Genomic DNA, 24749 nt, shown 5'->3' with positions numbered 1-24749 from the left:
CGCCTAGCTCGTTGAGCTGGCGCCGCCGAGGGTCGGGTAGAGCTCGCAGGACTTCGCAGCGGCGCCGGAGACCGGTACCTCGACCGCGGTGGAGCCGCCGCCCTTGACGTTGTAGTAGTCCTCCCCGCCCGCGACGATCCTGCCCTTCGCGTCCCGGCAGACCGCCGCCACGTAGGCGTCCTTGACGTCCTGGGTGTAGCGGCTGGCGATCTTCGCGGTCACCGAGGAGTTGACGTCGCCCGGCCGGTAGCGGATGCCGGAGGCAACGAACGCCGATGACGGGTGCTCGTCCTTCTGCTTGTCCAGGATGGTCACCTCGGCGGTGACCTTGGCGACCGTGCCCGACTTGATCTCGATCGGCACGGTGGTCGCGACGGTCGCGTTGGCCCGCGCGATCGGTGCGGAGGTCTCTTGCTGGCCGAGGACTTCGCCGGCCGCGTCGTACGCGGCGAAGCTGACCTGTAGCGACGAGATCTGGTCGGTGCCGTTGTGGATGACCGCGACCGCGGTCACGAATTCACCGGACTTTCCGAACCCGACCTCCTTCACCGCGACCCCATCCGTCGGCTTGGCCGACGCGGTCGCCGTGGGGGTCGCCGTCGGGCTCGATGGCTGCGAGCTGGGCTCAACTGTCGCTGTTCCCTGCCCGGCCTGGACATCTCCGCCCGGAGCGTCGTTGCCGCCTCCGCAAGCCGTCAGCAACAGCCCAGCAGTGACCACTGCCACAACGAATCTTCCCGTCATTTTCTACCCTCTCGTACCGCCCGACTGGTTGTTCGTTGCCGACCTTAGATGTGCAAGAGGGCAACGCCGGGCGTTTCACCTAGCCGTACCGCGTAGCGACGAACTGGCTGAGGCGGTCGGCTATGGCGGCCAGGGCGGCTCGTGCTGGGTGGCGGGAGTCCCAGGCGGTGATGAGGCGGACGGACAGGTCGCCGTCGGTGGTGCGGATCGGTAGGGGGCGCAGGTCGAATTGGGGGTCGTCGGAGACGACGGCGACCCCGCGGCCGGCGGCTGCGAGTGCTTGGGCGACTGTGCCGTCGGCGGCCTCCACGGCGGCGCCGTACGAGAGGCCGTCTCGGCGAAGGGCGGCCTCCAGGGAGATGCGTGAGGTGAAGGCCGGCGGCGGGAGGATCAGCGGTACGTCGGTCAGTTCGGTCAGCTGGATGCGTTTGCGGTGGGCCCATCGGTGGTTGCTGGGCACGCAGGCCCACACCGGGAGCACAGCGAGCGTCTTCGTCTCGTACGGCGCTCTGGCCGGTGTACTGGTCATGGCCAAGTCGGCACCGCGTCCCAGCACCTCGGCGGCGGTCTGACCGTCGGCCTGGAACACCTCGGGCGTTGGGTCGTCGGCGTCCAGAGTCGCGATGAACGGTGCGACCACATCCCGCAGCGTCGTCAGGGGAGCGCCGATGGTGATCCGGTCGAGCCGGCCTTGCGCCTGGTAGGTAGCAGCGACCCGCAGAGCGTCCGCCCGCTCCAGCACCTCGACAGCCAGCGGGAGCAGCGCTTGGCCGGCTCGGGTGGGCGTCAGGCGGCCGCCAGTGCGGTGGAAGAGCTCGACGCCCAGCTCCTGTTCGAGTTGGCGAAGCTGCCGGGACAGTCCGGGCTGGGTGATGTGCAAACGGTCGGCTGCTGCGGTGACCGTGCCGGCGTCGACGGTCTGCACGAAGTACCGCAGCGTACGCAGCTCCATCTAGAACTCCCAGGCATGCAGATCGTGCAGGACAAGTATTGGACAGCATAGAGTCGCCGCCGAAGACTGGAAGGATGACGATCGAACAGCGACGCATTCTGAAGACAGCGATTCCCGGGCCGATCTCGGCCGGGCTGATGGCGCGCAAACAGTCGGCGGTGGCGGCCGGGGTCGGCACCACGCTGCCGGTCTTCGCGGTGGCCGCGGACGGCGGGGTCGTGATCGATGCCGACGGCAACCAGTTGATCGATCTCGGGTCCGGGATCGCGGTCACCACGGTCGGCGGCCGGGCGCCGCGAGTCGTCGAGGCGGTCAAGAACCAGGTCGACGCGTTCACTCATACCTGCTTCATGATCACGCCGTACGAGGGCTATGTCGCCGTCGCCGAGGCGCTCAACCGGCTGACCCCGGGCGACCACGAGAAGCGCACCGCGCTGTTCAACTCCGGTGCCGAGGCCGTCGAGAACGCGGTCAAGATCGCCCGCGCCTACACCGGTCGCCAGGCCGTCGTCGTCTTCGATCACGCCTACCACGGCCGGACCAACCTGACGCTGGCGATGACCGCCAAGAACCAGCCGTACAAGCGCGGCTTCGGCCCGTTCGCGGCCGAGGTCTACCGCGCGCCCGTCTCGTACCCGTACCGCGACGGCGGGCTGGACGGCGCGACCGCCGCGGCCCGGGCGCTCGACATCATCGAGAAGCAGGTCGGCGGGACCGAGGTCGCGGCCGTGGTGATCGAGCCGATCCAGGGTGAGGGCGGCTTCGTCGAGCCGGCGCCCGGGTTCCTCCCGGCGCTGGCTGAGTGGTGCCGGGCCAACGGCGCGGTCTTCGTGGCCGATGAGGTGCAGAGCGGGTTCGCGCGGACCGGCGACTTCTTCGCCAGCAACCACGAGGGCGTCGTACCGGATCTGGTCGCGACCGCGAAGGGGATCGCGGGCGGTCTGCCGTTGTCGGCGGTGACCGGCCGGGCCGAGATCATGGACGCGCCCCAGGTCGGCGGTCTGGGTGGCACGTACGGCGGCAACCCGCTGGCGTGTGCGGCCGCGCTGGCGGCGATCGAGACGATCGAGGCCGACGGACTCGTCGAGCGCGCGCGGCAGATCGAGCAGGTGATCAAGCCGCGGCTCGAGCTGGCCCAGAAGGAGGACGACCGGATCGGCGACCTCCGCGGCCGGGGCGCGATGATCGCGGTCGAGCTGGTTCAGGCCGGTACGACGGAACCGGCCCCGGAGCTGGCGAAAGCGGTCGCGACTGCTTGCCATCAGCAAGGAATCATCGTGCTGACGTGCGGTACCTACGGCAACGTGCTGCGCTTCCTGCCGCCGTTGACGATCAGCGACGAGCTGCTGGTCGAGGCCCTCGAGATCGTCGTCGCGTCGCTGCGGGAGATCTCATGATCAAGGTTCTCAACCCGGCCGACCTGACTGTCGTCGGCGAGGTCCCCGACGGTACGCCGGCTGACGCGACCGCTGCTGTCGACGCGGCCGCGAACGCCTTCCCTGCTTGGCGTCAGACGGCACCGCGGCGCCGTTCTGAGATCTTGCACAAGACCTTCGAGCTGATGCTGCGTGACCGTTCCCGGCTGGCCGAACTCATCAGTCTGGAGAACGGCAAATCCGAGGCGGACGCCCTGGCTGAGGTCGGCTACGCCGCGGAGTTCTTTCGCTGGTACGCCGAGGAGGCGGTCCGCCCAGGTGGTGACTACGGCTCCGCTCCGGCCGGTGGCGTCCGGACGATCGTCACCGCCAAACCGATCGGTGTCGCAGCACTCGTGACGCCGTGGAACTTCCCCGCCGCCATGGCCACCCGCAAGATCGCTCCCGCGTTGGCAGCAGGCTGTACGGCGGTGCTCAAGCCCGCGGCGGAGACCCCGCTGACCGCGCTCGCGATCGCCGACCTGCTGACGGAAGCGGGCGTTCCGGCGGGTGTGCTCAACGTCGTCACGACCACCGATGCGGCCGGTGTGGTGTCCAACTGGCTGGCTGATGCCCGGGTGCGAGTGATCTCGTTCACCGGGTCGACGGCGGTCGGCAAGACGCTGCTGCGGCAGGCGGCCGACCGGGTCGTCGTGACCGCGATGGAGCTCGGCGGCAACGCGCCGTTCGTGGTCACCGAGGACGCCGACCTCGAACAGGCGGTCGCGGGCGCGATGATCGCGAAGTTCCGCAACGGCGGCCAGGCCTGTACGGCGGCCAACCGGTTCTACGTGCACACCGCGGTCGCCGATCGGTTCACCGAACTGTTCGGGCGGGAGGTTGAGAAGCTTGCTGTCGGCCCCTATTTGCAGGGTGCGCAGATCGGTCCGCTGATCTCGGCCGCCGCGGTCCGGCGGGTCACCTCGGTCGTCGACGAAGCCGTCGCGGCCGGTGCCCGCGTGACGCACCAGGCCGCCGTACCGGCTGCTGCTGGTCACTTCTATCCGCCGACGGTCCTGCGGGACGTGCCCGACGACTCGACGTTGTTCACCGAGGAGATCTTCGGGCCGGTGGCCTCCATCGCCACCTGGTCCGACGACGACGAACTCGTTGCCAGGGTCAACGAATCGGAGTACGGACTGGCCGGCTACGTGTACGCCGGTGAGCTCGGCCGGGCGATCCGGATCAGCGAAGCGCTTGATGTCGGGATGGTCGGCGTGAACCGCGGTCTGGTCAGCGATCCGTCCGCGCCGTTCGGCGGCGTCAAGCAGAGCGGGCTGGGCCGCGAAGGCGCTCGCGACGGCCTCCGTGAGTACCAGGAGACGCAGTACCTGAGCATCGATTGGCCGTAAATAGGTTGGCGCTACCCATATTCCACAGCCGGTGGGGGCGTACGTACGGGGCTCGGGAATATGGGTGGTCGCGACCCATGTGGGGGCCGGCCAGAAGCGGTTGACTTCTGGCTATCGGGAAGGCCGACCGGCCTACCGCCCCAAGGAGCCGGAGACGGTTCCTGACCGAAGGAGAAAATCATGGCTGAGGTTCTCGACCTGCAGATCCTGTCCGAGGAGAACACCACCAGCCCGGTGCTGCACACCGACGGCTCGGGCGTCAGCTACAACTGCTGACCTTCGCGATCCAGGGGGCCTGTGCCGAGTCGGCCCAGGCCCCCCTTCGTCTGTCTACCGAAGGGGAGCAGTGCCGATGATCGACTCGTTCCGGGCCTACACGATCAGTGACCCGCAGTACTACGACCGCGTCGAGCGGTCTTCCGAACCGGGCGCATTCCTGGAGCTCCTGCGCGAGCGGGTCGGCGAGAAGGCCGCAGTGCTCGACGGCGTCGGCATCTGGGCCCGCTGCCTGGACCGGCCGCTCACCGAGCTGCCGGAGTACGGCTGGAAGCTGCACCTCTCAGCACGGCCGGACGACCTGGCCACACTCATGCACGCAGTGATCGACGAGTACCTGGTCGACTCGTTCAGCTTCAAGGTCATCCGCTCCCCGGAGCTCGGACTGGCGCAAGTGGCGCGCTGGTGGTCGCGCGGTGGCGCCGGCAAGGCGGTGACGATCTACCCGCTGTCCGAGGAGCACGCCCGCGAGCTGGCCGACCGCCTGAGCGTACGGCTCGGCGACCTCCAAGGCTCACACATTCTGACCGACCGCCGGTACCCGGGCAGCGACGTGGTGCAGTACCGCTACGGCACCTTCCGCAAGCCCCCGGGCGTCGACGACGACGGCTACCCGATCAGCGTGGTCACCGGCCCGGACGGTAAGCCGTGGAACGACTCACGCACCCCCACGTTCACCCTGCCGTCCTGGGTCGCCGACGACCCGTTCGCCGTACCGGCTGAGGCAGAAGACGCTGACCCGACCGGTCTGCTCAAGCGCTACAAGATCAAGTCGGTACTGCGGCACTCACCGGCTGGCGGGGTCTACCTGGCGACCGGTCCGGACGGGGCGGAGTACGTGCTCAAGGAGGCGCGTCCGCACACCGCCTTCGCGCCAGACGGATCAGACGCGCCGGACCGGTTGTGGCGGGAGTACGACTACCTCAAGCAACTGGCCGGCACCGGTATCGCGCCTGACGGCGTAGAGCTGGTGACGGTGTGGGAGCACACCTTCCTGGTGCAGTCCAAGGTGCCCGGAATCACCATGCAGGTCTGGCTGTCCCGCAATCACCCGTTTGCTGTTGGCAAGCCGGACCCGACCTACCCGGCACGTGCACAGGCGATTCTGGAGCAGATCCGGACCGCACTGGCCACCTGTCTGGAGCGCGGCATCGTCTACTCCGACGTGTCGCTCACGAACATCATGATCGACGATGACGACGTCGTACGGCTGGTCGACTTCGAGGCCTGCCGCCCGGTCGGATCGGACCCTGCGCAGTACCCACGCACCAGTGGGTTCGCCCCCGAGCCGGGAACCGCCGCCTGGGGGAGTGACGCGGCGTACGTCGCGTACGGCGTCGACGCGATCGAAGCTGCCACGGTGATGCCCCGCAACGCCCTGCTCGCCTTCCGCCCTGAGGTGTTCAGCCGGGCCCTTGCGGTCACCGCCCGTCAGCTCGACGTACCGCTCAACGGCCTCCAAGACCGCCTCGACCTCCCCGTAGCGTCCGAAAACACGCTGACCACGCCCTCCGCTTCTTCGGACGTTGGCGTTTTGGCGGAGGTGGTTCGGGGGTTGCGGAACGCGGCGACTCCGGAGCGGCGGGACAGGTTGTTCCCGGGGCACCCGGAGCAGTTCCAGAGCAACACGCTCTCGCTCGCGTACGGCGCGGCCGGCGTACTGCGCGCACTGCACCTGCTGGATGAATCAGTGGACGCAGCGTGCACGGACTGGCTGTTGGCGCGGCTCGACGAGAACCGCCCGCTACCGATGGGCCTGTACGTCGGTCGCGCGGGGATCGGACTCGCACTGCTGGAGCTGGGTCTCGACGACCGCGGTCTGCTCGCCGGTGCGACAACCGAGGCGCTGAGCGGTGACAAGCGAGGCGGTCTGGCGACGGGGCTCGCAGGTGTCGGTGTGGCGCAACTGTACGCGCACCGGCTCACGGGGGATCAGCGTCACCTCGACCACGCCCGGGCGATCGCGGACCGGCTGATTGACCGTGCATCTGATGACGGCACCGGCTTGTGGTGGCAGCAGGCGGATCCGCATCCGCTCGGACTCCTCCATGGTTCGGCGGGTGTGGCGACGTACCTGACTGAACTGGGAGTCGCTACGGACGACTCGTTCCTGGTGAAGATGGGACGGCGTGCGCTGGGCTTCGACCTCGCACAGGGACGGCCGCGGTTCAACGGTGGCATCGGCTTCGGCGCCTACACCGGCAGCTCACCCTTCGAGCCGTACGTCGTTCGTGGGGGCTCGGGCGTCGGTCTCGCCGTGGCGCATCACCTGCGACTGACGGGAGACGAGACGCTGGTCGATCCGCTCTGGTCGATCGTGCGGGGTGTGGGGATGCCGTTCACGGTGAACCCCGGGTACTTCGCCGGCATGAGCGGGCTGATCGAGTTCCTGCTCGAGGCCAAGGCGGCGTTGCCGGATGATGCGGCCGCTCTGGACGTGACGATCGGCCGACTGGTCGAGCAGATCACCGCACTGCGCTGTGAGGACGAGTCGGGGACCGGCTTCCCTGGTGACGGCCTGATGCGGCAGAGCTGCGACGTTGCCTCCGGTAGTGCCGGTGTCGCGATGACGCTGCACCGGTTGCAGAACGGCGGGGACACCCTCGACGTACGGTTTGCACGGCCGGCGGGGGTGTTGAGCCATGCCGGGTGATCGTCTGGCCGTCGTGTGCACCGGTGCGAGTGCTGCACTGGACCTGCCCTCACACCTGGCGCACTGGCGTCGTGAGGTGAGCGGACCGCTGTCGGTGATGCTCACGCACTCGTCACTGACGTTCGTGCAGCCGTCGGCGGTCGCGCTGATCGCCGACGAGGTGATCGAGCCGCACGGACCTGTGGTCAACCCGGTCGCTTTCGCCAACCGGGCAAGGCTTTTCGTGGTGGCTCCGTGCTCTGCGAACTTCCTGGTCTCAGCTGCACTCGGACTGGCGTCGTCGCCCGCACTGACCGCGATGCTGGCCACTCCGGCGCCACGCATCATGTTCCCCCATATGAACCCGCGGATGTGGCAGGCGCGCACCACGCAGCAGGCAGTCCGCTCACTCCGCGAGCAGGACGTCGTCGTGGTGTCGCCGGAAGACACCGAAGTACTGACGCTGTGGAGTGGTGAATTCGAGCCCAGCAAGGCGATGCCGGCTCCGGTGCGAACCGCCGCAGTCATCGCTGCGCAGTGGCGGAATCTGGTCGCGGCATGACTTCGCGGACCGAGTTGCTGCGTGACAACCGGGACTTCAGCCGGTTCTGGTGGGGACAGGCGCTGACTGCGCTGGGTGCGCGCGTCAGTGACGTGTGCATCCCGCTGTTGGTGCTCGACCTGACCGGGTCGGCCTTGTGGGCCGGTGCGTTGCTCACGGTCCGGCTGATCGTGCTGAACGTGGCCCGGCTCCCAGCCGGTGCCTTGGCCGACCGCTGGGACCGGCGGCGAGTGATGATCCTGGTCGACCTCATCCGCGCTGTCCTGTGGGCGGTGCTGGCGGTAGCGGTCTTTGTCGGCGTCGGTTCGGTCTGGCCGCTCGTGATCGTCGGAGTGGTCGACGGACTGGTCAGCTCGATCTACAACCCGTCGCTGGCCGCCGCACTAAGGCATCTGGTCCGGCCGGACGACATCACCAAAGCCGTGTCCCTCAACGAATCTCGCTCGTACGCCGCCAGTCTGCTGGGCCCCGCGGTCGGGGGCGGACTGTACGCCGTCGCGCACTGGATCCCCTTTGCGATCAACGCGGTCACGTTCGTGCTGTGCACCTATCTGGTGTTCAAGATCTCCGCTGGTCTCGGCGGTCGCCATGCGTCCCAGGAACGGCTCACCACGGACATGTGGTCCGGTCTGCGGTACGTGTTCACCCAGCCCTTCCTGCGGACGCTCACGATCTGGTCCGCCGTACTGAACTTCGCCACCGCCGCAGCGTTCTTCGGCATGGTGCCGATGCTGGTCAGCCTCAAGACGCCGGCCCAGGTGATCGGTGCGATGTCCGCAGTCGTTGCTGCGGGCGCTCTGCTCGGATCACTCATCGCACCGAAGCTCGTGGCGACAGGTGCGTTCCGGGCCGTGGTGGTTGGCGGTCTGGTGGTGGCCGGGGCCGTCACGGCAGTGGCCGTCGTACCGTCGATGCCTGTCGTGGTTGGCGCTTTGGCGCTGCTGGGCGCGACCGCACCGGTGCTGATCATCGCGATGACCGCCCAGGTCTACGACGTCATCGACGACTCGATGATGGCGCGGGCTCAGAGCACCATGACGCTCGTCGGCTCACTGTTCTACCCGGTCAGCACCCTCGTCATGGGCTGGCTCATGCAGTACCACGGCCCAGGACCGGCGTACGGCGTGATGGCCGCACTGCTGGCAGGTGCCGTCCTGTTCACTCTGGCCCGGCCGGTCCGGGTCCAACTGTCACCTCAACCGGTGGCATCCCGTCCGCTCGTGGTGTGAGGAGACCTGTCATGCGTACTGAAGCCCTGTCCAGCCTGATTCCGGATGCGGTCGACTTCCTGGACCACCCGCCGACCGAGGCGGTCGCCTGGCGCGGTACCTCGACGCTGGACTTCGGCCTCGACGCAGTGGGTGAACTGATCGACCACGGCTCGCTGCAGCGCCAGATGGTGAGCATGGTCAAGGACGGTCAGCGGGTCGCACCCGCGGCGTACACGTGGGCCGGCCAGCCGATCCAGCCCGGCTTCGCGGACGTGGTGCGGACGACGAAGGTATCGGCGTATATCGGCGCTGGTGCGACCACAGTGCTGGAGTCACTGCACCGCACGTGGAAGCCGATCGGCGATCTGTGCCGTCGGCTCAGCCACGAGACCGGACTGCCGATCAGCGCGAACGCGTACCTCACGCCGTCCGGTAGCCAGGGTTTCGCGCACCACTACGACACCCACTCCGTGCTGATCGTGCAGACGGCCGGCAGCAAGACCTGGCAGCTGCATGCGCCGGTCTACAACGACCCACTGGAGCACCAGCCTTGGGACGGCTCCAAGGTGACCGAGGCCGAGTGGGACCGCCTCCGCACCGGTACGCCGTACCTGGAGGTCACTCTGCAGCCCGGTGACAGCCTGTGGATTCCGCGCGGCTGGATCCACAACGGGTTTGCCACTGACGACCACTCGCTGCACGTCAGCTTCTCGTTTCCCACGCTGACGCCGTACTGGCTTGCTGGTGAACTCATCCGGGCGCTCGGCTCGGAGCGTGCCTTCCGGGCGGAGCTCCCTTGGGGCTTCGGCCGCTCTGCCGAGCTGCGCGCCGAGGCACTGGCGACGACCACCAAGCTGCTGGCCGAGTACTTCAGCGCGCTGTCCGAGCAGCCGGCCGACAACTCCGAGCTGGCTGACACCTACCGGCGGTTCTCACTGGAGTCCGCCCGGCACCCGATGGACAACTTCCTGCCTGCGCCGACTCTGGATACGCAGGTCCGTACGGTCGCCGAATCGGCCGCCGGCGTGGACTGGACGGCCGCCGGCCGGCTCCGGGTCCACCTCGGCGACTCCATGGTCGAGTTCGAGGACGCCCCCGCCCGAGTAGTCGCCGATCTCCTCGCCGCCGACTCCTCAAACCCCTGGACGGGACAGTCCCTCGAACTCGCTGAGACCGAAGCGCTGGAGCTCGTCAGTCTCCTGCTGCGCACCGGTCTCGCCATCCGCGTCTGAGTCAGCAGACAGCTCGCGTCAGCGGGCAGCGGAGGGGTAAACGGCCCCGGTGTACTTCTCGCCGGGGCCGGCCCCGGGCTCGTCGGGGATGCTGGAGGCTTCCTTGAAGGCGAGCTGCAGGGACCGGAGACCGTCGCGGAGCGGAGCGGCGTGGTGGTGACCCAGGGACGGAGCGGCGGCGTCGAGCAGGCCGGCCAGGGCGTCGATCAGCGAGCGGGCCTCGTCGAGGTCCTTGTGCTCGGGCAGGTCCTCGGCCAGGCCGAGGTTGACGGCGGCGGCGCTCAGCAGGTGCAGGGCGGCCGTCGAGATAATCTCCACGCTGGGGACCTCCGCGATGTCGCGGGAGGCGGTTGCAGGCTGCGGAGTGGAGATGTCGTCGGTCATGGTGTTACTGTTACACGGCGACCGATCCGGTCCGTTGGTGCCCCCTGGGTGGAATACCCGAGGAGCGCCGATGGTTGGATCCTAAGCGGAGGGCCACCTCCCACCCAGTCGATGCACAGTCGGCGGGTCCCGGTCACGCCGAGACTCCGGTCTCGGCGATCGTACGGCGTACCAGCAGTAGTTGTGGTTGGTGAGTTGTTGATCAGGGAATTGGGCCTTCGTGTGTTAGTCGCACGGAGGCCTTCGTCGTTTCTCGAGGAGACCTCGAGCGGCGAAGAGGTGGTACCGGAATCAGAACAACCCAGGAGGACCCATCACCATTGAACTGCGCGTCAACGAGCGCATCCGCGTTCCCGAGGTGCGACTGGTCGGACCGAACGGTGAGCAGGTAGGCATCGTCCGGATCGAAGACGCACTGCGGTTGGCACAGGAAGCCGATCTCGACCTGGTCGAGGTTGCGGCCACGGCACGCCCGCCGGTCTGCAAGCTGATGGATTTCGGCAAGTACAAGTACGAGACCGCGCAGAAGGCGCGCGAGTCCCGCCGGAACCAGACCAACACCGTCATCAAAGAGATGAAGCTGCGGCCGAAGATCGACCCGCACGACTACGAGACCAAGAAGGGTCACGTCGTCCGGTTCCTGCGTGCCGGTGACAAGGTGAAGATCACCATCATGTTCCGTGGTCGCGAGCAGTCGCGCCCGGAGCTCGGCTTCCGGCTCCTGCAGCGGCTGGCCGAGGACGTCAGCGAGCTCGGCTTCGTGGAGTCGAACGCCCGCCAGGACGGCCGGAACATGATCATGGTGCTCGGACCGCACAAGAAGAAGTCCGAGGCGCGCGTGGACGTGGACGCCGAGAAGGCCAAGAAGGTCGCCGAGCGTGAGGCCGAGGTCGAGGCCGAGCGGATCGAGCGCGCCGAGCAGGTCGCGGCGCACGAGGCCGAGATCGCCGCCGGCGCCACGAAGAAGCCGAAGGGTCCGGCAGACAACCTCGACCCGGAGTGACGGATCGCTCCGGCCGCGGTGCGCTGCCGGAGCACCACTCACCGAGTTCGAGTCAACGAAAGAACAATTCAGGAGTTCATTAGCCATGCCGAAGATGAAGACCCACTCGGGGATGAAGAAGCGCGTCCGCGTCACGGGCTCGGGCAAGCTGCGCCGCGAGCAGACCGGTGTCCGCCACCTCGCCGAGGCGAAGTCGTCGAAGCGCAAGCGCCGGCTGAGCGGCACGGTCGAGGTCGCGCCGTCGTTCGCCAAGAAGGCCAAGAAGCTGCTCGGCATCTGAGGCTCCCGCCTCGCGGGGCCTCGTGGCCCTTCCCCCCGAACATCCGCCGTACCGGCCAGCACGGTCGCGGCGCAGAACCAAGGAGTAACACCTCATGGCACGCGTGAAGCGGGCAGTCAACGCCCACAAGAAGCGCCGGGTCGTACTCGAGCAGGCCAGCGGTTACCGCGGCCAGCGCTCGCGGCTGTACCGCAAGGCCAAGGAGCAGGTCACCCACTCGCTCGTCTACGCCTACCGTGACCGCAAGGCGCGCAAGGGCGACTTCCGCAAGCTGTGGATCCAGCGCATCAACGCTGCGGTCCGCGCCGAGGACCTGACGTACAACCGTTTCATCCAGGGTCTGCGCCTGGCCGAGGTCGAGGTGGACCGCAAGATCCTCGCCGACCTCGCCGTGCACGACCCGGCCGCGTTCTCCGCGCTGGTGCAGGTGGCCAAGGCCGCCCTGCCGGCCGACGTCAACGCGCCGGCCGTCTCGGCCTGAGCATCACCGTCTCCAGCCGTAGCACTCGAGTGGCGAGCCCTGGTCTGCTGACCGCGCAATCCGTGCGGATCAAGCAGGCCCGGCGGCTCGCCACTCGCGCGTTCCGTCGCAAGACCGGCCGCTTCCTGGCCGAAGGCCCGCAGGCGGTCCGCGAAGCCCTCGAGCATCGCGAGCTCGTCCTCGAGGTGTACGCCGAACCCACCGTCGCCACCCGCCATCGCGATCTCCGCGACCTGGCCGCCGCGGCCGACGTGCCCTGGTACGACGTCGACCGGGCCGGCGTCGAAGCACTGAGCGAAACCGTCACCTCCCAAGGTGTCGTCGCGGTCTGCTCACTCGTCGACGTCTCGCTGGAGCAGGCGGTCCTCCCGACCGCCCGCCTGGTGGCTGCGGGCTTCCAAGTCAGGGACCCCGGCAACGTCGGCACCCTCATCCGTACGGCGGACGCCGCCGGCGCGGATGCCGTCGTACTGTCGACAGAGTCCGTCGACCCGCACAACCCGAAGGCCGTCCGGGCCAGCGTCGGCAGCATCTTCCACCTGCCGATCACCGTCGACGCCGACCTCCCCGCCGCCGCCACCGCCTGGCGCGCCCAAGGCCTCCAGGTCCTCGCCGCCGACGGCTACGGCACCACCGACCTCGACACCTGCATCGATGACGGAACCCTCGCCAAGCCCACCGTCTGGCTGTTCGGCAACGAGGCCCACGGCCTCCCCGACGGCTTCGACGCCTTCGTCGACCACTCCGTCAAGGTCCCCATCTACGGCCGCGCCGAGTCCCTCAACCTCGCCACCGCCGCCGCCGTCTGCCTCTACGCCTCAGCCCGCGCCCAGCGTCGCTGACCGCATAGTTCGGCTGCTGTCCACTGAGCTGGCCAAGGCCCCCTGGTTCGGCCTCACCCGCTAGCCAAGCCCGGCGCCGGTGGATGCCGGCGCCGGACTCCGCAGGTCAGGCGATCACGGTGCAGGTGTTGCCGACATCGCTCCACTGGCCGCCGTTGTTCTTCCAGGCGATGCCCTGGACGCAGCTGCCGCGGGGGAGTACGCGATTGAAGTACACCCGCTGGGTCTGGATCGGGTTGGTGTCCGCGCCGTTGACACCGGCCGTCTGGAAGTGCCCGGGGAACGCGCCGCAGATGTTGCGTGACTCGGCCCAGTACACGTACTTGCTGCCGTCGCCCTGCGTCACGTACTCCACGAACACCGAGATACAACGGTTGCTGCTCGAGTTGCTGGCCCAGGCCTGGGTGGCGGCAACCCCGGCCCCGGTGACTCCCAGTGCGAGTGCGGCGGCGATGCTACCCCAGCGTTTGATCGTCATGGTCGCTCCTTCGCGTCGGATGACAGTCCGCACAGGATGCCGACCACAACAGGTCACCACTGGTGACTTTCTGTCGTCATTGAAGAGGTTGACGAAGTGATTACTCCGTGTGATGGGGGGTGCGGGTGGCGATGCCTTCCAGGACGATCTCGAGGCCGTAGGTGAAGGAGTCGTGGAACATGGCGTCGATGTCGCCGGTGGCGCGGCGGCGGGCGGACTCCTGCATGGTCGGATCGGCGATGGCCTCGGTGTAGTCGAGGACCTGGGTGGCGAGCTGGTCGACCGACTGGCTGGCGCGGCGGGCCATCTCGCGGGTGGCGACCTCTCCTCCGGCGTTGCCGAAGACGAACGACATCACGGTGCCGAGGGCGAAGTCGGCGTTGCGGCCGGTGATGCCGGCCGCGCCGATCAGAGCCAGGCCGCGGGTACCCATCCGCATCGCGTTCGGGCCCATGCTCGGCCGGGTGTACATCACCTCGGACAGCCAGGGGTGCCGCAGCAGCGTCGCGCGCAGGCTGTGCGCGTAGAGCAGGAGACCGGAGCGCCAGCCGGCCAACCCGGGGTCGGGGATGTCGATCTCGCCCCAGACCTGGTCGATGAGCAGGTCGATCAGGTCGTCCTTGGTCGGGACGTGCCAGTAGAGACTGGTCGCGCCGGCGTCGAGCTTGGCCGCCAGCTTGCGCATGCTCAGACCGGCGAGCCCTTCGGCGTCGAGGGTCTCCATCGCCGTCCGGACGATCTGCTCCCGGGTGAGCGTCTCGCGTGCCGGGCCGGCCTTCTGCTGCCGCGTCCAGATCGATTCCTTCACGAGGAACATTCTACTGGAACACTGTGCGAGTTGTGTCGTACAGTGTGCGAGTGACTAGTACACCGTTCGAGTCAACCGCCGCAGAGACCGCCGGGCATCCCCGCCGCTGGTGGATCCTGCTGATCCTGTGCCTGAGCCTGATGGTGCTTGTCGTCGACAACACCGTGCTCAACCTGGCCATCCCGTCGCTGATGCGCGATCTGGGGGCCACGCCCGCCGACATCCAATGGGTGATCGACGCCTACATCCTGGCCTTCGCCGGCCTCCTGCTGACCGCGGGCAGTCTGTCCGACCGCTTCGGTCGCCGGAAGATGCTGCTGCTCGGCCTGGTCCTGTTCGGTGCCGCGTCGCTGCTGGCCACGCTCGCCGAGACGCCGTGGCAGCTGATCCTCTGCCGCGGGCTGATGGGCGTCGGCGGCTCGCTGCTGATGCCGAGCACGCTGTCGCTGCTCTTCACGGTCTTCCCACCGGAGGAGCAGCGCAAGGCGATGGCCGGCTGGTCCATGGTCGCGATGGTCGGCGTGATCGCCGGCCCGACCGTCGGTGGCGTCCTGCTGAACCACTTCTGGTGGGGCTCGATCTTCCTGCTCAACGTCCCGATCGCCGTCGTGGCGATCATCGGCGCGCTCGCCCTGATCCCGGAATCCCGCGGCCCGGCCAGAACCGTCGACCCGATCGGCGCCGTACTGACCGTCATCGGAATGGGGTCGGTGGTCTGGGCGATCATCGCCATCCCCACCAACGGATTCGGTTCGCCCGAGGTGCTCGGCGGGCTGGCGGTCGGTGTGGTCGCGCTGACGGCCTTCGCCTGGTGGGAAAGGCGTAGCGCGCACCCGATGGTTCCGCTCGCGCTGTTCAAGGACCGCCGGTTCAGCGGGACCAGCTTCTCGATCGTGCTGCTGTCCTTCACCGCAGGCGGTCTGATGCTCGCGCTCACGCAGTACCTGCAGTTCGTCCTCGGCTACAGCCCACTGAAGGCCGGCCTGGCCCTCATCCCGTACGCCGTCGCTGCGACCGTCTTCAACGTCCTCGGCGCGACATTGGGCAAGAAGCTCACCGACCGCACTCTGATCGCCATCGGCCTCGCCGTTATCGCCGGTGCGTTCGCGATCCTGTCCCAGGTCTCCGGTACGACGGGCTACGGCCTACTGATCGCGGGTCTAATGGTGATGGGCATCGGCGGAGGCCTCGCCGGCCCAGCGGCGTACACACTCCTGATGCAAGCCGTCCCAGCCGAGCACCGCGGCGTCGGCTCCGCGATGAACGACACCGTCCAGCAAACCGGCGGCGCCCTGTCGGTCGCCGTACTGGGCAGTGTCCTGGCCGCCGCCTACTCCGCCAACCTCCCGGACGCGATCCCCGACGCCGCCCGCGACTCCATCGCCAACACCCTCGCCCTAGGCCCGGAGTTCGCCGCAGCGGCCCGTACGGCGTTCACCGACGCCATGACCATCGCCATGACCGTAGGCCTCATCGGCGCCCTAGCCGGCGCAGTAGTCGCCCTCGCCGTCCTCCCCGGCCGAACCGCCGCGACGCCCGAACCCGCCCTCACCCCCTCCGAGTCCACTCCCGACTCCTGATCCCAGCCCGCTCCGCCGCCCGACCACTTGAACGGATCTCCCCTCAAGTTGTCCCTTCTCCCCTCGAAATTCGGGCAGAGAACCAGCACATTGAGCGGATATCCGTTCAAATGCGCGTCGGTACGGCGGGGTGGGTACGGCGGGTGGGTGCGACGGTGATGGGACGGGTCGTGGGGGACGGGGCGACGGGTTGTGGACAGCCGATTCACGGTCTGGGGGTCGGGGTTCCTAGACTGCAATCCGCAGAAAGTTCCGAACCGAGAGCGAGCCATGTCCGGTCCCAACACGCAGTACGACCCGGTCGAAGTGACGCCGTTGCATGCCGAGGCGCTGGAGCGGAGCCGTGACGAGGCGCTGACGGCGTTCAGCGAGGCGGCCGATCTCGCTGCCCTGCAGGAGGCGAAGGCAGCGCATCTGGGCGAGAAGTCGCCGATCGCGCTGGCGAACCGGGAGATCGGCGCGTTGCCGCCGCAGGGGCGCAAGGAGGCGGGGCAGCGGATCGGGTCGGCGCGCAAGGCGATCACCGAGGCGTTCGCGGCGCGGCTCGCGGTGCTGGAGGCTGAGCACGAGGAGCGGATGCTCGCCACCGAGCGGGTCGACGTGACACTGCCCTGGCACACGCCGGAACTGGGTGCGCGGCACCCGTTGTCGCTGATCTCCGAGCAGGTCGCGGATGTGTTCACCGCGCTCGGGTGGGATGTCGCCGAGGGGCCGGAGATCGAGGCCGAGTGGCTGAACTTCGACGCGCTGAACTTCCAGCCCGATCACCCGGCGCGGCAGATGCAGGACACCTTCTTCGTCGAGCCGGCCGGCTCCGGCAAGGTCCTGCGCACGCACACGTCGCCGGTGCAGGCGCGCTCGATGCTGACCCGCAAGCCCCCGATCTACGTGATCTGCCCGGGCCGGGTGTTCCGCACGGACGAACTGGACGCGACCCACACGCCGGTCTTCTACCAGGTCGAGGGCCTGGTCGTGGACGAGGGCATCACGCTCGCGCACCTCAAGGGCACGCTCGACCACTTCGTCGTGTCGATGTTCGGTGCGGGGCTCGAGGCCCGGCTGCGGCCGAACTTCTTCCCGTTCACCGAGCCGTCGGCCGAGGTCGACCTGAAGTGCTTCGTCTGCCGCGGCGCTTCTGTCGGCAACCCGGACCGGCCCTGCCGCACCTGTGGCAGCGAGGGCTGGATCGAGTGGGGCGGCTGTGGCGTGGTCAACCCGCGCGTCCTGCGGGCCTGTGGCATCGACACCGACCGGTACTCCGGTTTCGCGTTCGGGATGGGTCTGGAGCGGACGCTGATGTTCCGCAACGGCGTCGAGGACATGCGGGACATGGTCGAGGGTGATGTGCGGTTCAGCCGCCAGTTCGGGATGGAGATCTGATGCGGGTCCCACTGTCGTGGCTTCGTGAGTACGTCGAGCTTCCGGCCGGGGTGACCGGGCGGCAGCTCGGGGAGCAGCTGGTCCGGGCCGGTCTCGAGGTGGAGACCGTCGAGGAGTCCGACCTGACCGGCCCGCTGGTGGTCGGCAAGGTGCTGACGTACGAGAACGAGCCGCAGAAGAACGGCAAGACCATCCGCTGGTGCTCGCTCGACATCGGCAAGGACGAGCCGCAGTGGGTCGTCTGCGGTGCGCACAACTTCGAGGTCGGCGACCTGGTCGTGGTCGTGCTCCCGGGTGCGGTGCTGCCGGGCGGGTTCGCGATCTCCGCGCGCAAGACCTACGGGCACGTCTCGAACGGCATGATCTGTTCCAGCACGGAGCTCGGCCTGGGCGACGACGGTACCGACGGCATCGTCGTACTGGAGCCTGGTGAGGGCACGCCTGGTGACGATGCGATCGAGCTGCTGTCGCTGACCGATGACGTCCTCGACATCGCCGTCACCCCGGACCGTGGGTACTGCCTGTCCATCCGTGGTGTCGCCCGCGAGGCGGCCACGGCGTACGGGCTTCCCCTGAAGGACCCGGCGGCTGTGGAGCTGACCGGTTCCGGCGACGGTGGTTACCCGGTCCGCGTCGACGACAACCAGGCCTGTACGGCGTTTGTGACCCGCACCGTGACCGGGATCGACGCGAAGGCGTTGTCCCCGCGCTGGCTGCAGAAGCGGCTGCTCGCGGCCGGGATGCGCCCGATCTCGATCGGTGTCGACGTCACGAACTACGTGATGCTCGAGCTCGGTCAGCCGATCCACGGGTACGACAAGAACCGGCTGAGCGGCGAGATCGTGGTCCGGCGGGCGACCTCCGGCGAGAAGCTGGTCACGCTCGACGACCAGACCCGTGAGCTGGACGCCGAGGACCTGCTGATCACCGACGACTCCGGCCCGATCGGTATCGCCGGCGTGATGGGTGGCGCGTCCACCGAGATCTCCGACGCCACCACCGACGTGGTGATCGAGGCCGCGCACTTCGACCCGATCGTGATCGCGCGCTCGTCGCGCCGGCACAAGCTGTCGTCGGAGGCGTCGCGCCGGTTCGAGCGCGAGGTCGACCCGCAGCTGCCGCGGTACGCCGCCCAGCGGGTCGCCGATCTGCTGGCCGAGCTGGCCGGCGGCACGATCCTCCCCGACGAGACCGTCGTCGACACGCACCCGCTGCCGCAGCCGGTCGTCATCCGTGGCGATCACCCGGCCCGCGTCTCGGGTGCCCCGATCGCCGTCGAGGACGGGCTGGACTTCCTGCGCGCCGTCGGTTGTGAGACCGAGCTGGCCGCCGAAGGCGCGACGCCCACGCCTCTCGCGGTGGGGGTCAACGCCAGCTCCCTCGACTACGGGATCGCGGGCGAAGACATCGACAACGCGACCTGCATGCGGTTCGACGGCGACAGCCTGTGGACCGTCACACCGCCGTCGTGGCGGCCGGACCTGCGGGACCCCAACGACTTCGCCGAAGAGGTCATCCGGCTGTTCGGGTTCGACAACGTGCCGTCGGTGCTGCCGTCGGCACCGGGTGGTCAGGGTCTGACGGTGTCGCAGCGACGCCGCCGCCGGGTCGCGACCGCGCTCGTCGGCGCCGGCCTGACCGAGGTCGTCTCGTACCCGTTCACCGGTGACGCCGACTTCGACGCGATGGGCCTGCCGGCCGGCGACTCCCGCCGTACGACGGTGAAGCTGGTCAATCCGATCTCCGACGAAGAGCCGTCGATGCAGACGACTCTGCTCGCGACCCTGCTCCGGGTGGCCGAGCGCAACGTCGGCCGCGGTCAGACCGACCTGGCGATCTTCCAGACCGGCCTGGTCTTCAAGCCCAAGGCCGAGACGAAGGCCGCGCCGCTGCTGTCGGTCGAGGCTCGACCGAGCGACGCCGAGGTCCAGTCCCTGTACGACGCCCTGCCCGAGCAGCCGCTGCATGTCGGTGTGGTGCTGACCGGCGCGCTGACCCCGACGGGTTGGTGGGGCAAGGGCCGTCCGGCCGGCTGGGCCGACGCCGTACAGATCGCTCGGCTGATCGCGTCCGCGGTCGGTGTCGAGCCGACGGTGAAGAACGTCGAGCTCGCGCCCTGGCACCCGGGTCGCTGCGCGGAGTTCTCCGTCGACGGCACGGTGGTCGGTCACGCCGGCGAGCTGCACCCGAAGGTGTGTCAGGCGTTCGGCCTGCCGACCCGGTCGAGTGCGGTCGAGCTGGACCTGGAGGCGTTGATCGCGGCCGGTCCGGAGTCCGTGACCGCGGTGCCGTTCTCGTCGTACCCGGTGGCCAAGGAGGACGTGGCACTGATCGTCGCGGCCGACGTGGCCGCGGCCGACGTACAGGCCGCGCTGAGCGAGGGCGCGGGCGAGCTGCTGGAGTCCGTGCGGCTGTTCGACCTGTACACCGGTGAGCAGATCGGCGAAGGCAAGAAGTCGCTCGCGTTCGCGCTGCGCTTCCGTGCCGCGGACCGGACGCTGAAGGACACCGAGGTGGCCGAGGCTCGCCAGGCCGCGGTGCAGGTCGCTGTCGAACGCTTCGGCGCAGTCCAGCGAGTGGGCTGACCTGCGATGAGCGGGGGGCACCCGCGGGTGGCGGTGGCAGCTCCGAACGCTGCTGCCGCCGAGGCCGGCGTCCGCGTTGCTGCTGAGGGTGGCAACGCGGTGGACGCCGCGATCGCCGCCACGCTCGTCACGATGGTGAACGAGATCGGCGTCGTCTCGCCGGCCTCGGGTGGTTTCGTCACCCTGCAGGTCGCCGGGTCCGAGGCGGTCACGATCGACGGCTGGGTGGAGATGCCCGGCCGCGGTCTGCCGCCGGAGTCGTTCGGTCGCGGCGTCTGGGACATCACGACCGACTACGGCGGCGGTACGACGACCACCGTGGGGCACGGTTCCGTCGCCACCCCAGGTGGTCTCAAGGCGCTCGACCTGGCGCACCGGCGGTCCGGCAAGGCGCCCTGGCACGAGGTGGTGCAGCCCGCGATCGAGGTGGCCCGCGACGGCTTCCCGCTCAGCCGCACCTCCGGGTACTACCTGGGGTTCACCCACGAGATCATCTTCGGCTGGCACCAGCCGAGCCACCGGGTCGTGCATGACGACGACGGCTCGGTGATCAAGGCCGGCAGCACGGTGATCATCCCGGAGCTGGCGGAGGCGTTGCAGCTGATCGCTCGCGATGGCGCCGAGACGCTCTACACCGGTGAGCTCGCGCAGCTGCTGATCCGCGACATGGCCGAGAACGAAGGCATCCTCAACGCCGACGACCTGGCCGCCTACGAGGCGATCATTCGCCCGGCGCTGATGGTTCGGCAGAACGGCTGGCGGCTCGCCACCAACCCGCCGCCGGCAGTCGGGGGAGTCGCGGTCGCCGCGATGCTCGCGCTGCTGGACGGCGTACCGGCCAACGGCAGCTGGAACCCGGCCGAGCTCGAGCGACTGGTCGACGTACAGCATGCGGTGCTTGGGCGGCGGCTTGCGGAGCTGGATGCGGAAGACGTTCGGCAGCTCGAAGGGCAGAAGGTGCTGGAGCTGGCGTCGGCCGGCGACCTGCGTGCGCTGACCTCGCCCAGTACGGCGACAGTGTCGGTGGTGGACGACGAGGGCGACGCCTGCGCGATCACGGTCTCGTCTGGCTACGGCTCCGGCGTACTGACTCCGGGGACTGGCATCTGGCTGAACAACGCGCTCGGCGAGCAGGAGCTGCTGCACGGCGGTCCGCACAGCCTCGAGCCCGGGACGCGTCTGACGTCGAACATGGCGCCGAGCGTGGCGCGCCGGGACAGCGACGGCGCAGTGCTGGCCATCAGCTCGCCTGGTTCGGACCGGATCCCGACTGCGCTGGCGCAGGTCTACGCGCTCTACACGCACGGCGGGCTGCCGCTGGCGGAGGCGGTCGAGCACCCGCGGCTGCACGTGCGGGTCCGCGACGACATCGTGGTCGACTACGAGGACGATCTGCCGCTGGCGGGCGCGACCAACCTCCCGTCCCGGCCGATGCCGCCGCACTCGATGTACTTCGGCGGGGTCGCGGCCGCGTTCTGGGACCCGGCGGAAGGCCTCATCGCAGTCGGCGACCCACGCCGTACCGGTGCAGTAGCCATCTCGCCGCACTAACAGAAGGCGCTCACGCTCGTTACACAGACGTGGACATCGACCCCGAGCTCTCCGTCGTGGTGCCGATGTACGACGAAGAGGCCGTGCTGCCGATGTTCTTCGCACGGATGCATCCGCTGCTGGACAGCATCGGCCTGCCGTACGAGCTGCTCGTCGTCGACGACGGCAGCCGGGACAACACGGCCGCGCTGCTCCTCGAGGCGGCCAAGGACTGGCCGCAGCTCCGCGTCATCCGGCTGCTGCGCAACAGCGGTCACCAGGCCGCGCAGTCGGCCGGCTTCCGCAGCGCCCGCGGTCAGTACGTCGTCACGATCGACGCCGACCTGCAGGACCCGCCGGAGACGATCGCCGAGTTCCTGCACGTGATGCGTGAGCGCGACCTCGACGTCGTGTACGGCGTTCGCTGCGACCGCTCGAGTGATTCCTGGCCGAAGCGAACCACGGCACGGCTGTACTACCGGCTGATGTGCCGCCTGGTCGGCAAGCAGATCCCGTTCGACGCGGGTGACTTCCGGATGGTGTCGCGCCGAGTGGTGGACGCGGTGAACGCGCTCCCCGAAGACGGCCGGGTGTTCCGCCTGGTCATCCCGTGGCTGGGCTTCCCGAGTGCCGAGGTGACCTACGTTCGCTCCGAGCGCGCGGCCGGGTCGACGAAGTACAACCTGACCAAGATGACGCGGCTGGCGTTCGACAGCGTGACCGCGTTCTCGGCCGCGCCGCTGCGGCTGGCGACCTGGCTCGGCCTGCTCGGTGGCGTCATGTCCGCGCTGTTCGTGGTCGGTGCGCTGGTGATCAAGCTGACCGGTCGCGGCGTCCCCGGCTGGACGTCAACCGTGCTCGCGATCAGCGTGATCGGTGCGATCCAGTTGCTGTGCCTCGGGCTGCTCGGGGAGTACGTGGCTCGGCTGTTCCAGTCGAGTCAGCGCCGGCCGCAGTTCCTGGTCGGCTACGACAGTCTCGAAGACCAGAAGCGTGCGGAACCGGTCCACCACCGGTGAAACGGGCGCTGCCCTGGCTTGTCCCGTTCCTGACCGTCGTCATCGGTCTGCACACGCTGGACGTTCTCCGGTACGCCGCTTACTTCGCGCTGGCGATCGCTTTGCCAGGAACCCTGCTGATGCGGGCGGTCTGGCGCAGCCTCGGCAACTGGGCTGAGGATCTCGGCCTCGGCTCGATCGTCGGTGCCGCGTGGATGCTCGTCGGGTGGGCGCTGTTCACTGCGGTTGGCTGGCAGCGCTGGCTGATCGTCTGGCCGCTGCTGACGCTCGCTGTGTTCGCGCTGCCTCGGCTGCGCTCTTGCTGGCGCATTGCTCAGCTTTCGCTCTTGCCACTGCGTTGGACGTGGGGGCTGGCGATTGCCTCGGCTCTGATGCTGGCAGCCACCATACGCGGCGTCATGGGGTATCACGTGCTGCCGCCGGACGGTACGTCGTACTACCAGGACCTGCTGTACCACCTGTCGATGGTGAGTGAGCTGACCCGCGCTGTGCCGCCGGAACTGCCACAGGCCGTGGGGGAGCGGCTGGAGTACCACTGGTTCGCGAACGCGGACATGGCGTCGGCTGTCGACATCACTCGGCTCAGCCCGATCCTGGTGCTGTTTCGGCTGTGGGTGTTGCCATGGCTCGTGGTTGCGCTGCTGGTGTGTGCCACGCTCGCACGGATCGTCAGCCGGACGTGGTGGACCGGAGTGCTCGCGGCCGCGGCTCTGACCGCGCCGCAGCTCTACCTGCTCGTGGACACCAGCCTGAACCTCAACCCGCCGGTCAGCTTCCTCAGCCCGTCGCAGACCTTCGGCATGATCGCCTGTGTCGCAGTGGGGATCTTCCTGATCGAACTGCTCTTCCGCGACGGCCCTCGCTCGCTGTGGGTGCTCGTCGTCGCGTTGGCGGTGGTCGGTGGTGGTTCGAAGCCGACCGTGATCCCGGTGCTCGTCGGTGCGGTCGGACTGGCAGCTCTCTACAAGCGCCTGCAGCTAAGGCTGATCGTGGCCGGCGTGCTGCTGGTTGCCGTCGGCGCACTCACGCTGCTGACGGTTGCTGGGAGCACCAGTGGTTCGCACATCCAGTTCTTAGCGATCCTGAAGACCAACCCCGGCTACGAACACCTCACCGGCGACCACACTCCTGCTGGTGTTGGTGGACTGGTTGTCCCGTCGTTGGTGCACGGCGCGGTCCTTGGCACGGTGGCCATGGTCCTGAGCATGCTGCTCATCCAGGCCGCGTCGCTCGCTGGCTTCTTGGTTGTACGGCGTGATCCGGTTGCATGGTTCCTGATCGGCGCCATGGTGGTCGGTTGGCTCGGCTACCTCTTCCTCGATCATCCGGGTGTGAGCGAGGCCTACTTCCTCTACACCGCTACTCCGTTCAGCCTGGCTGCGGCCGGTTGGGTGGCAGCCACTGCGCGCAGACGCCTGGCCGTCGTCGTACTGGTTCTGGTGTTCGTTTCGCCGATCGAGGGCTTCGTGCAGAACGCCATCGTCGGTGACACCGAGGCCGGGCCGGTCTTCCGGTCCGCGGCGCAGTGGGTCTATCCGGATGAGCAAGAGACGCTCGCCTGGTTGGCCGCGAACAGTGCGCCGACAGATGTCGTTGCCACCAACACCTGGTGCCGGCCGGTAGATGCGAAGGCACCCGGCTGCGACGCCCGTGGCTACCTGGTGAGCGGGCTGGCCGGCCGTCGTACGGTGATCGAGGGCTGGGCCTACACGAACGAGGCCATGGCCGCGCAAGGCGTTGACGGTCGTCGCTACACCGAACAGCCGTCACCCTGGCCCGACCGCGTCGCCCTCGTCACGCAGACCTTCGCGCACCCCACACCGGCGCTGCTGAAACGACTCCACGACCAGTACGACGTCCGCTGGCTGTACGTCGATGCCCGCGCCGGCACCGTCTCCCCGAAACTCGCCGAACTGGCGCCATTGCGACACAGCAACGGCAAGGTCGCGATCTACGACCTCGGAGGGTAGCGAACCCGTAACATGGAGTCCGCGTGGGCCGTT

The 24749-nt window shown here is 68.6% G+C and carries 21 protein-coding genes; 16 read left to right on the top strand and 5 right to left on the bottom strand.

Annotation, left to right across the window (positions count from 1 at the left end; all coding sequences use genetic code 11):
* Window positions 1-3: 3 nt before the first annotated feature.
* Both ACIA49_RS15855 and ACIA49_RS15850 read right to left on the bottom strand, forming a co-directional pair.
* Entirely contained in the window at window positions 4-744 is a 741-nt protein-coding gene (locus tag ACIA49_RS15855) for a hypothetical protein (protein ID WP_396377887.1), read from the bottom strand.
* A 79-nt stretch (window positions 745-823) separates the two neighbouring features.
* On the bottom strand, window positions 824-1696 hold the full coding sequence (locus ACIA49_RS15850) for a LysR family transcriptional regulator (protein WP_396377886.1): 873 nt from the start codon (window positions 1694-1696) through the stop codon (window positions 824-826).
* 74 nt (window positions 1697-1770) lie between these two features.
* Here ACIA49_RS15850 and gabT point away from each other — a divergent pair, with 74 nt between their 5' ends.
* From gabT to ACIA49_RS15820, 6 genes are all read left to right on the top strand, one after another.
* Window positions 1771-3093: a 4-aminobutyrate--2-oxoglutarate transaminase gene (gene gabT, locus ACIA49_RS15845; RefSeq protein ID WP_396377885.1), complete on the top strand. Its 1323-nt coding sequence runs from the start codon at window positions 1771-1773 to the stop codon at window positions 3091-3093.
* Window positions 3090-4463 (top strand): NAD-dependent succinate-semialdehyde dehydrogenase, encoded by a 1374-nt coding sequence (locus tag ACIA49_RS15840; RefSeq protein ID WP_396377884.1) that lies wholly within the window; start codon window positions 3090-3092, stop codon window positions 4461-4463. The genes gabT and ACIA49_RS15840 overlap by 4 nt, the downstream gene beginning before the upstream one ends.
* Before the next feature lie 352 nt (window positions 4464-4815).
* Window positions 4816-7392: a class III lanthionine synthetase LanKC gene (gene lanKC, locus ACIA49_RS15835; RefSeq protein WP_396377883.1), complete on the top strand. Its 2577-nt coding sequence runs from the start codon at window positions 4816-4818 to the stop codon at window positions 7390-7392.
* Window positions 7382-7933: a flavoprotein gene (locus ACIA49_RS15830; RefSeq protein ID WP_396377882.1), complete on the top strand. Its 552-nt coding sequence runs from the start codon at window positions 7382-7384 to the stop codon at window positions 7931-7933. Before lanKC ends, ACIA49_RS15830 begins: the two co-directional genes overlap by 11 nt.
* Window positions 7930-9162, top strand: a complete 1233-nt coding sequence (locus ACIA49_RS15825; protein WP_396377881.1) for an MFS transporter — start codon at window positions 7930-7932, stop codon at window positions 9160-9162. Before ACIA49_RS15830 ends, ACIA49_RS15825 begins: the two co-directional genes overlap by 4 nt.
* A gap of 11 nt (window positions 9163-9173) precedes the next feature.
* A complete protein-coding gene (locus ACIA49_RS15820; protein ID WP_396377880.1) occupies window positions 9174-10376 on the top strand; it encodes a JmjC domain-containing protein in 1203 nt (400 codons plus the stop codon).
* Window positions 10377-10394: 18 nt separating this feature from the next.
* Here ACIA49_RS15820 and ACIA49_RS15815 read toward each other — a convergent pair whose 3' ends face one another.
* The gene (locus ACIA49_RS15815) at window positions 10395-10760 is read right to left on the bottom strand and encodes a DUF1844 domain-containing protein (protein WP_396377879.1); all 366 of its coding nucleotides are present in this window, start codon (window positions 10758-10760) and stop codon (window positions 10395-10397) included.
* A 358-nt stretch (window positions 10761-11118) separates the two neighbouring features.
* Here ACIA49_RS15815 and infC point away from each other — a divergent pair, with 358 nt between their 5' ends.
* The 4 genes from infC (at window position 11119) to ACIA49_RS15795 (ending at window position 13366) form a co-directional block, all read left to right on the top strand.
* On the top strand, window positions 11119-11763 hold the full coding sequence (gene infC, locus ACIA49_RS15810) for a translation initiation factor IF-3 (RefSeq protein WP_396377878.1): 645 nt from the start codon (window positions 11119-11121) through the stop codon (window positions 11761-11763).
* 85 nt (window positions 11764-11848) lie between these two features.
* A complete protein-coding gene (rpmI, locus tag ACIA49_RS15805) occupies window positions 11849-12043 on the top strand; it encodes a 50S ribosomal protein L35 (RefSeq protein WP_132169842.1) in 195 nt (64 codons plus the stop codon).
* Between the two features lie 94 nt (window positions 12044-12137).
* On the top strand, window positions 12138-12524 hold the full coding sequence (gene rplT / locus ACIA49_RS15800; protein ID WP_396377877.1) for a 50S ribosomal protein L20: 387 nt from the start codon (window positions 12138-12140) through the stop codon (window positions 12522-12524).
* A 29-nt stretch (window positions 12525-12553) separates the two neighbouring features.
* Window positions 12554-13366 (top strand): TrmH family RNA methyltransferase, encoded by an 813-nt coding sequence (locus tag ACIA49_RS15795; RefSeq protein WP_396377876.1) that lies wholly within the window; start codon window positions 12554-12556, stop codon window positions 13364-13366.
* A gap of 106 nt (window positions 13367-13472) precedes the next feature.
* Here the strand turns inward: ACIA49_RS15795 and ACIA49_RS15790 are convergent, their stop codons facing one another.
* Both ACIA49_RS15790 and ACIA49_RS15785 read right to left on the bottom strand, forming a co-directional pair.
* On the bottom strand, window positions 13473-13844 hold the full coding sequence (locus ACIA49_RS15790) for a hypothetical protein (protein ID WP_396377875.1): 372 nt from the start codon (window positions 13842-13844) through the stop codon (window positions 13473-13475).
* Window positions 13845-13944: 100 nt separating this feature from the next.
* Window positions 13945-14652: a TetR/AcrR family transcriptional regulator gene (locus ACIA49_RS15785; RefSeq protein WP_396377874.1), complete on the bottom strand. Its 708-nt coding sequence runs from the start codon at window positions 14650-14652 to the stop codon at window positions 13945-13947.
* Between the two features lie 50 nt (window positions 14653-14702).
* On the opposite strand from ACIA49_RS15785, the gene ACIA49_RS15780 reads away from it, so the two are divergent.
* The 6 genes from ACIA49_RS15780 (at window position 14703) to ACIA49_RS15755 (ending at window position 24716) form a co-directional block, all read left to right on the top strand.
* Complete coding sequence (locus tag ACIA49_RS15780) at window positions 14703-16232, top strand: MFS transporter (protein ID WP_396377873.1); 1530 nt, start codon at window positions 14703-14705, stop codon at window positions 16230-16232.
* A 270-nt stretch (window positions 16233-16502) separates the two neighbouring features.
* Window positions 16503-17612: a phenylalanine--tRNA ligase subunit alpha gene (gene pheS, locus ACIA49_RS15775; protein ID WP_396377872.1), complete on the top strand. Its 1110-nt coding sequence runs from the start codon at window positions 16503-16505 to the stop codon at window positions 17610-17612.
* Window positions 17612-20197 carry a phenylalanine--tRNA ligase subunit beta gene (gene pheT / locus ACIA49_RS15770; RefSeq protein WP_396377871.1) on the top strand — a complete coding sequence of 862 codons (2586 nt, stop codon included), beginning with the start codon at window positions 17612-17614 and terminating at the stop codon, window positions 20195-20197. The genes pheS and pheT overlap by 1 nt, the downstream gene beginning before the upstream one ends.
* Window positions 20198-20203: 6 nt before the next feature.
* Window positions 20204-21748 (top strand): gamma-glutamyltransferase, encoded by a 1545-nt coding sequence (locus ACIA49_RS15765; RefSeq protein ID WP_396377870.1) that lies wholly within the window; start codon window positions 20204-20206, stop codon window positions 21746-21748.
* A gap of 29 nt (window positions 21749-21777) precedes the next feature.
* Window positions 21778-22746, top strand: coding sequence for a glycosyltransferase family 2 protein (locus tag ACIA49_RS15760; protein WP_396377869.1), 969 nt, complete (start codon window positions 21778-21780; stop codon window positions 22744-22746).
* Window positions 22743-24716 (top strand): hypothetical protein, encoded by a 1974-nt coding sequence (locus tag ACIA49_RS15755; RefSeq protein WP_396377868.1) that lies wholly within the window; start codon window positions 22743-22745, stop codon window positions 24714-24716. Before ACIA49_RS15760 ends, ACIA49_RS15755 begins: the two co-directional genes overlap by 4 nt.
* Window positions 24717-24749: the final 33 nt, after the last annotated feature.

The organism is Kribbella sp. NPDC051587, assembly GCF_044453945.1.
GTDB lineage: Bacteria > Actinomycetota > Actinomycetes > Propionibacteriales > Kribbellaceae > Kribbella.
Note: the sequence above shows the minus strand (reverse complement) of the source record. Positions and strands in the feature narration are given on the sequence as shown.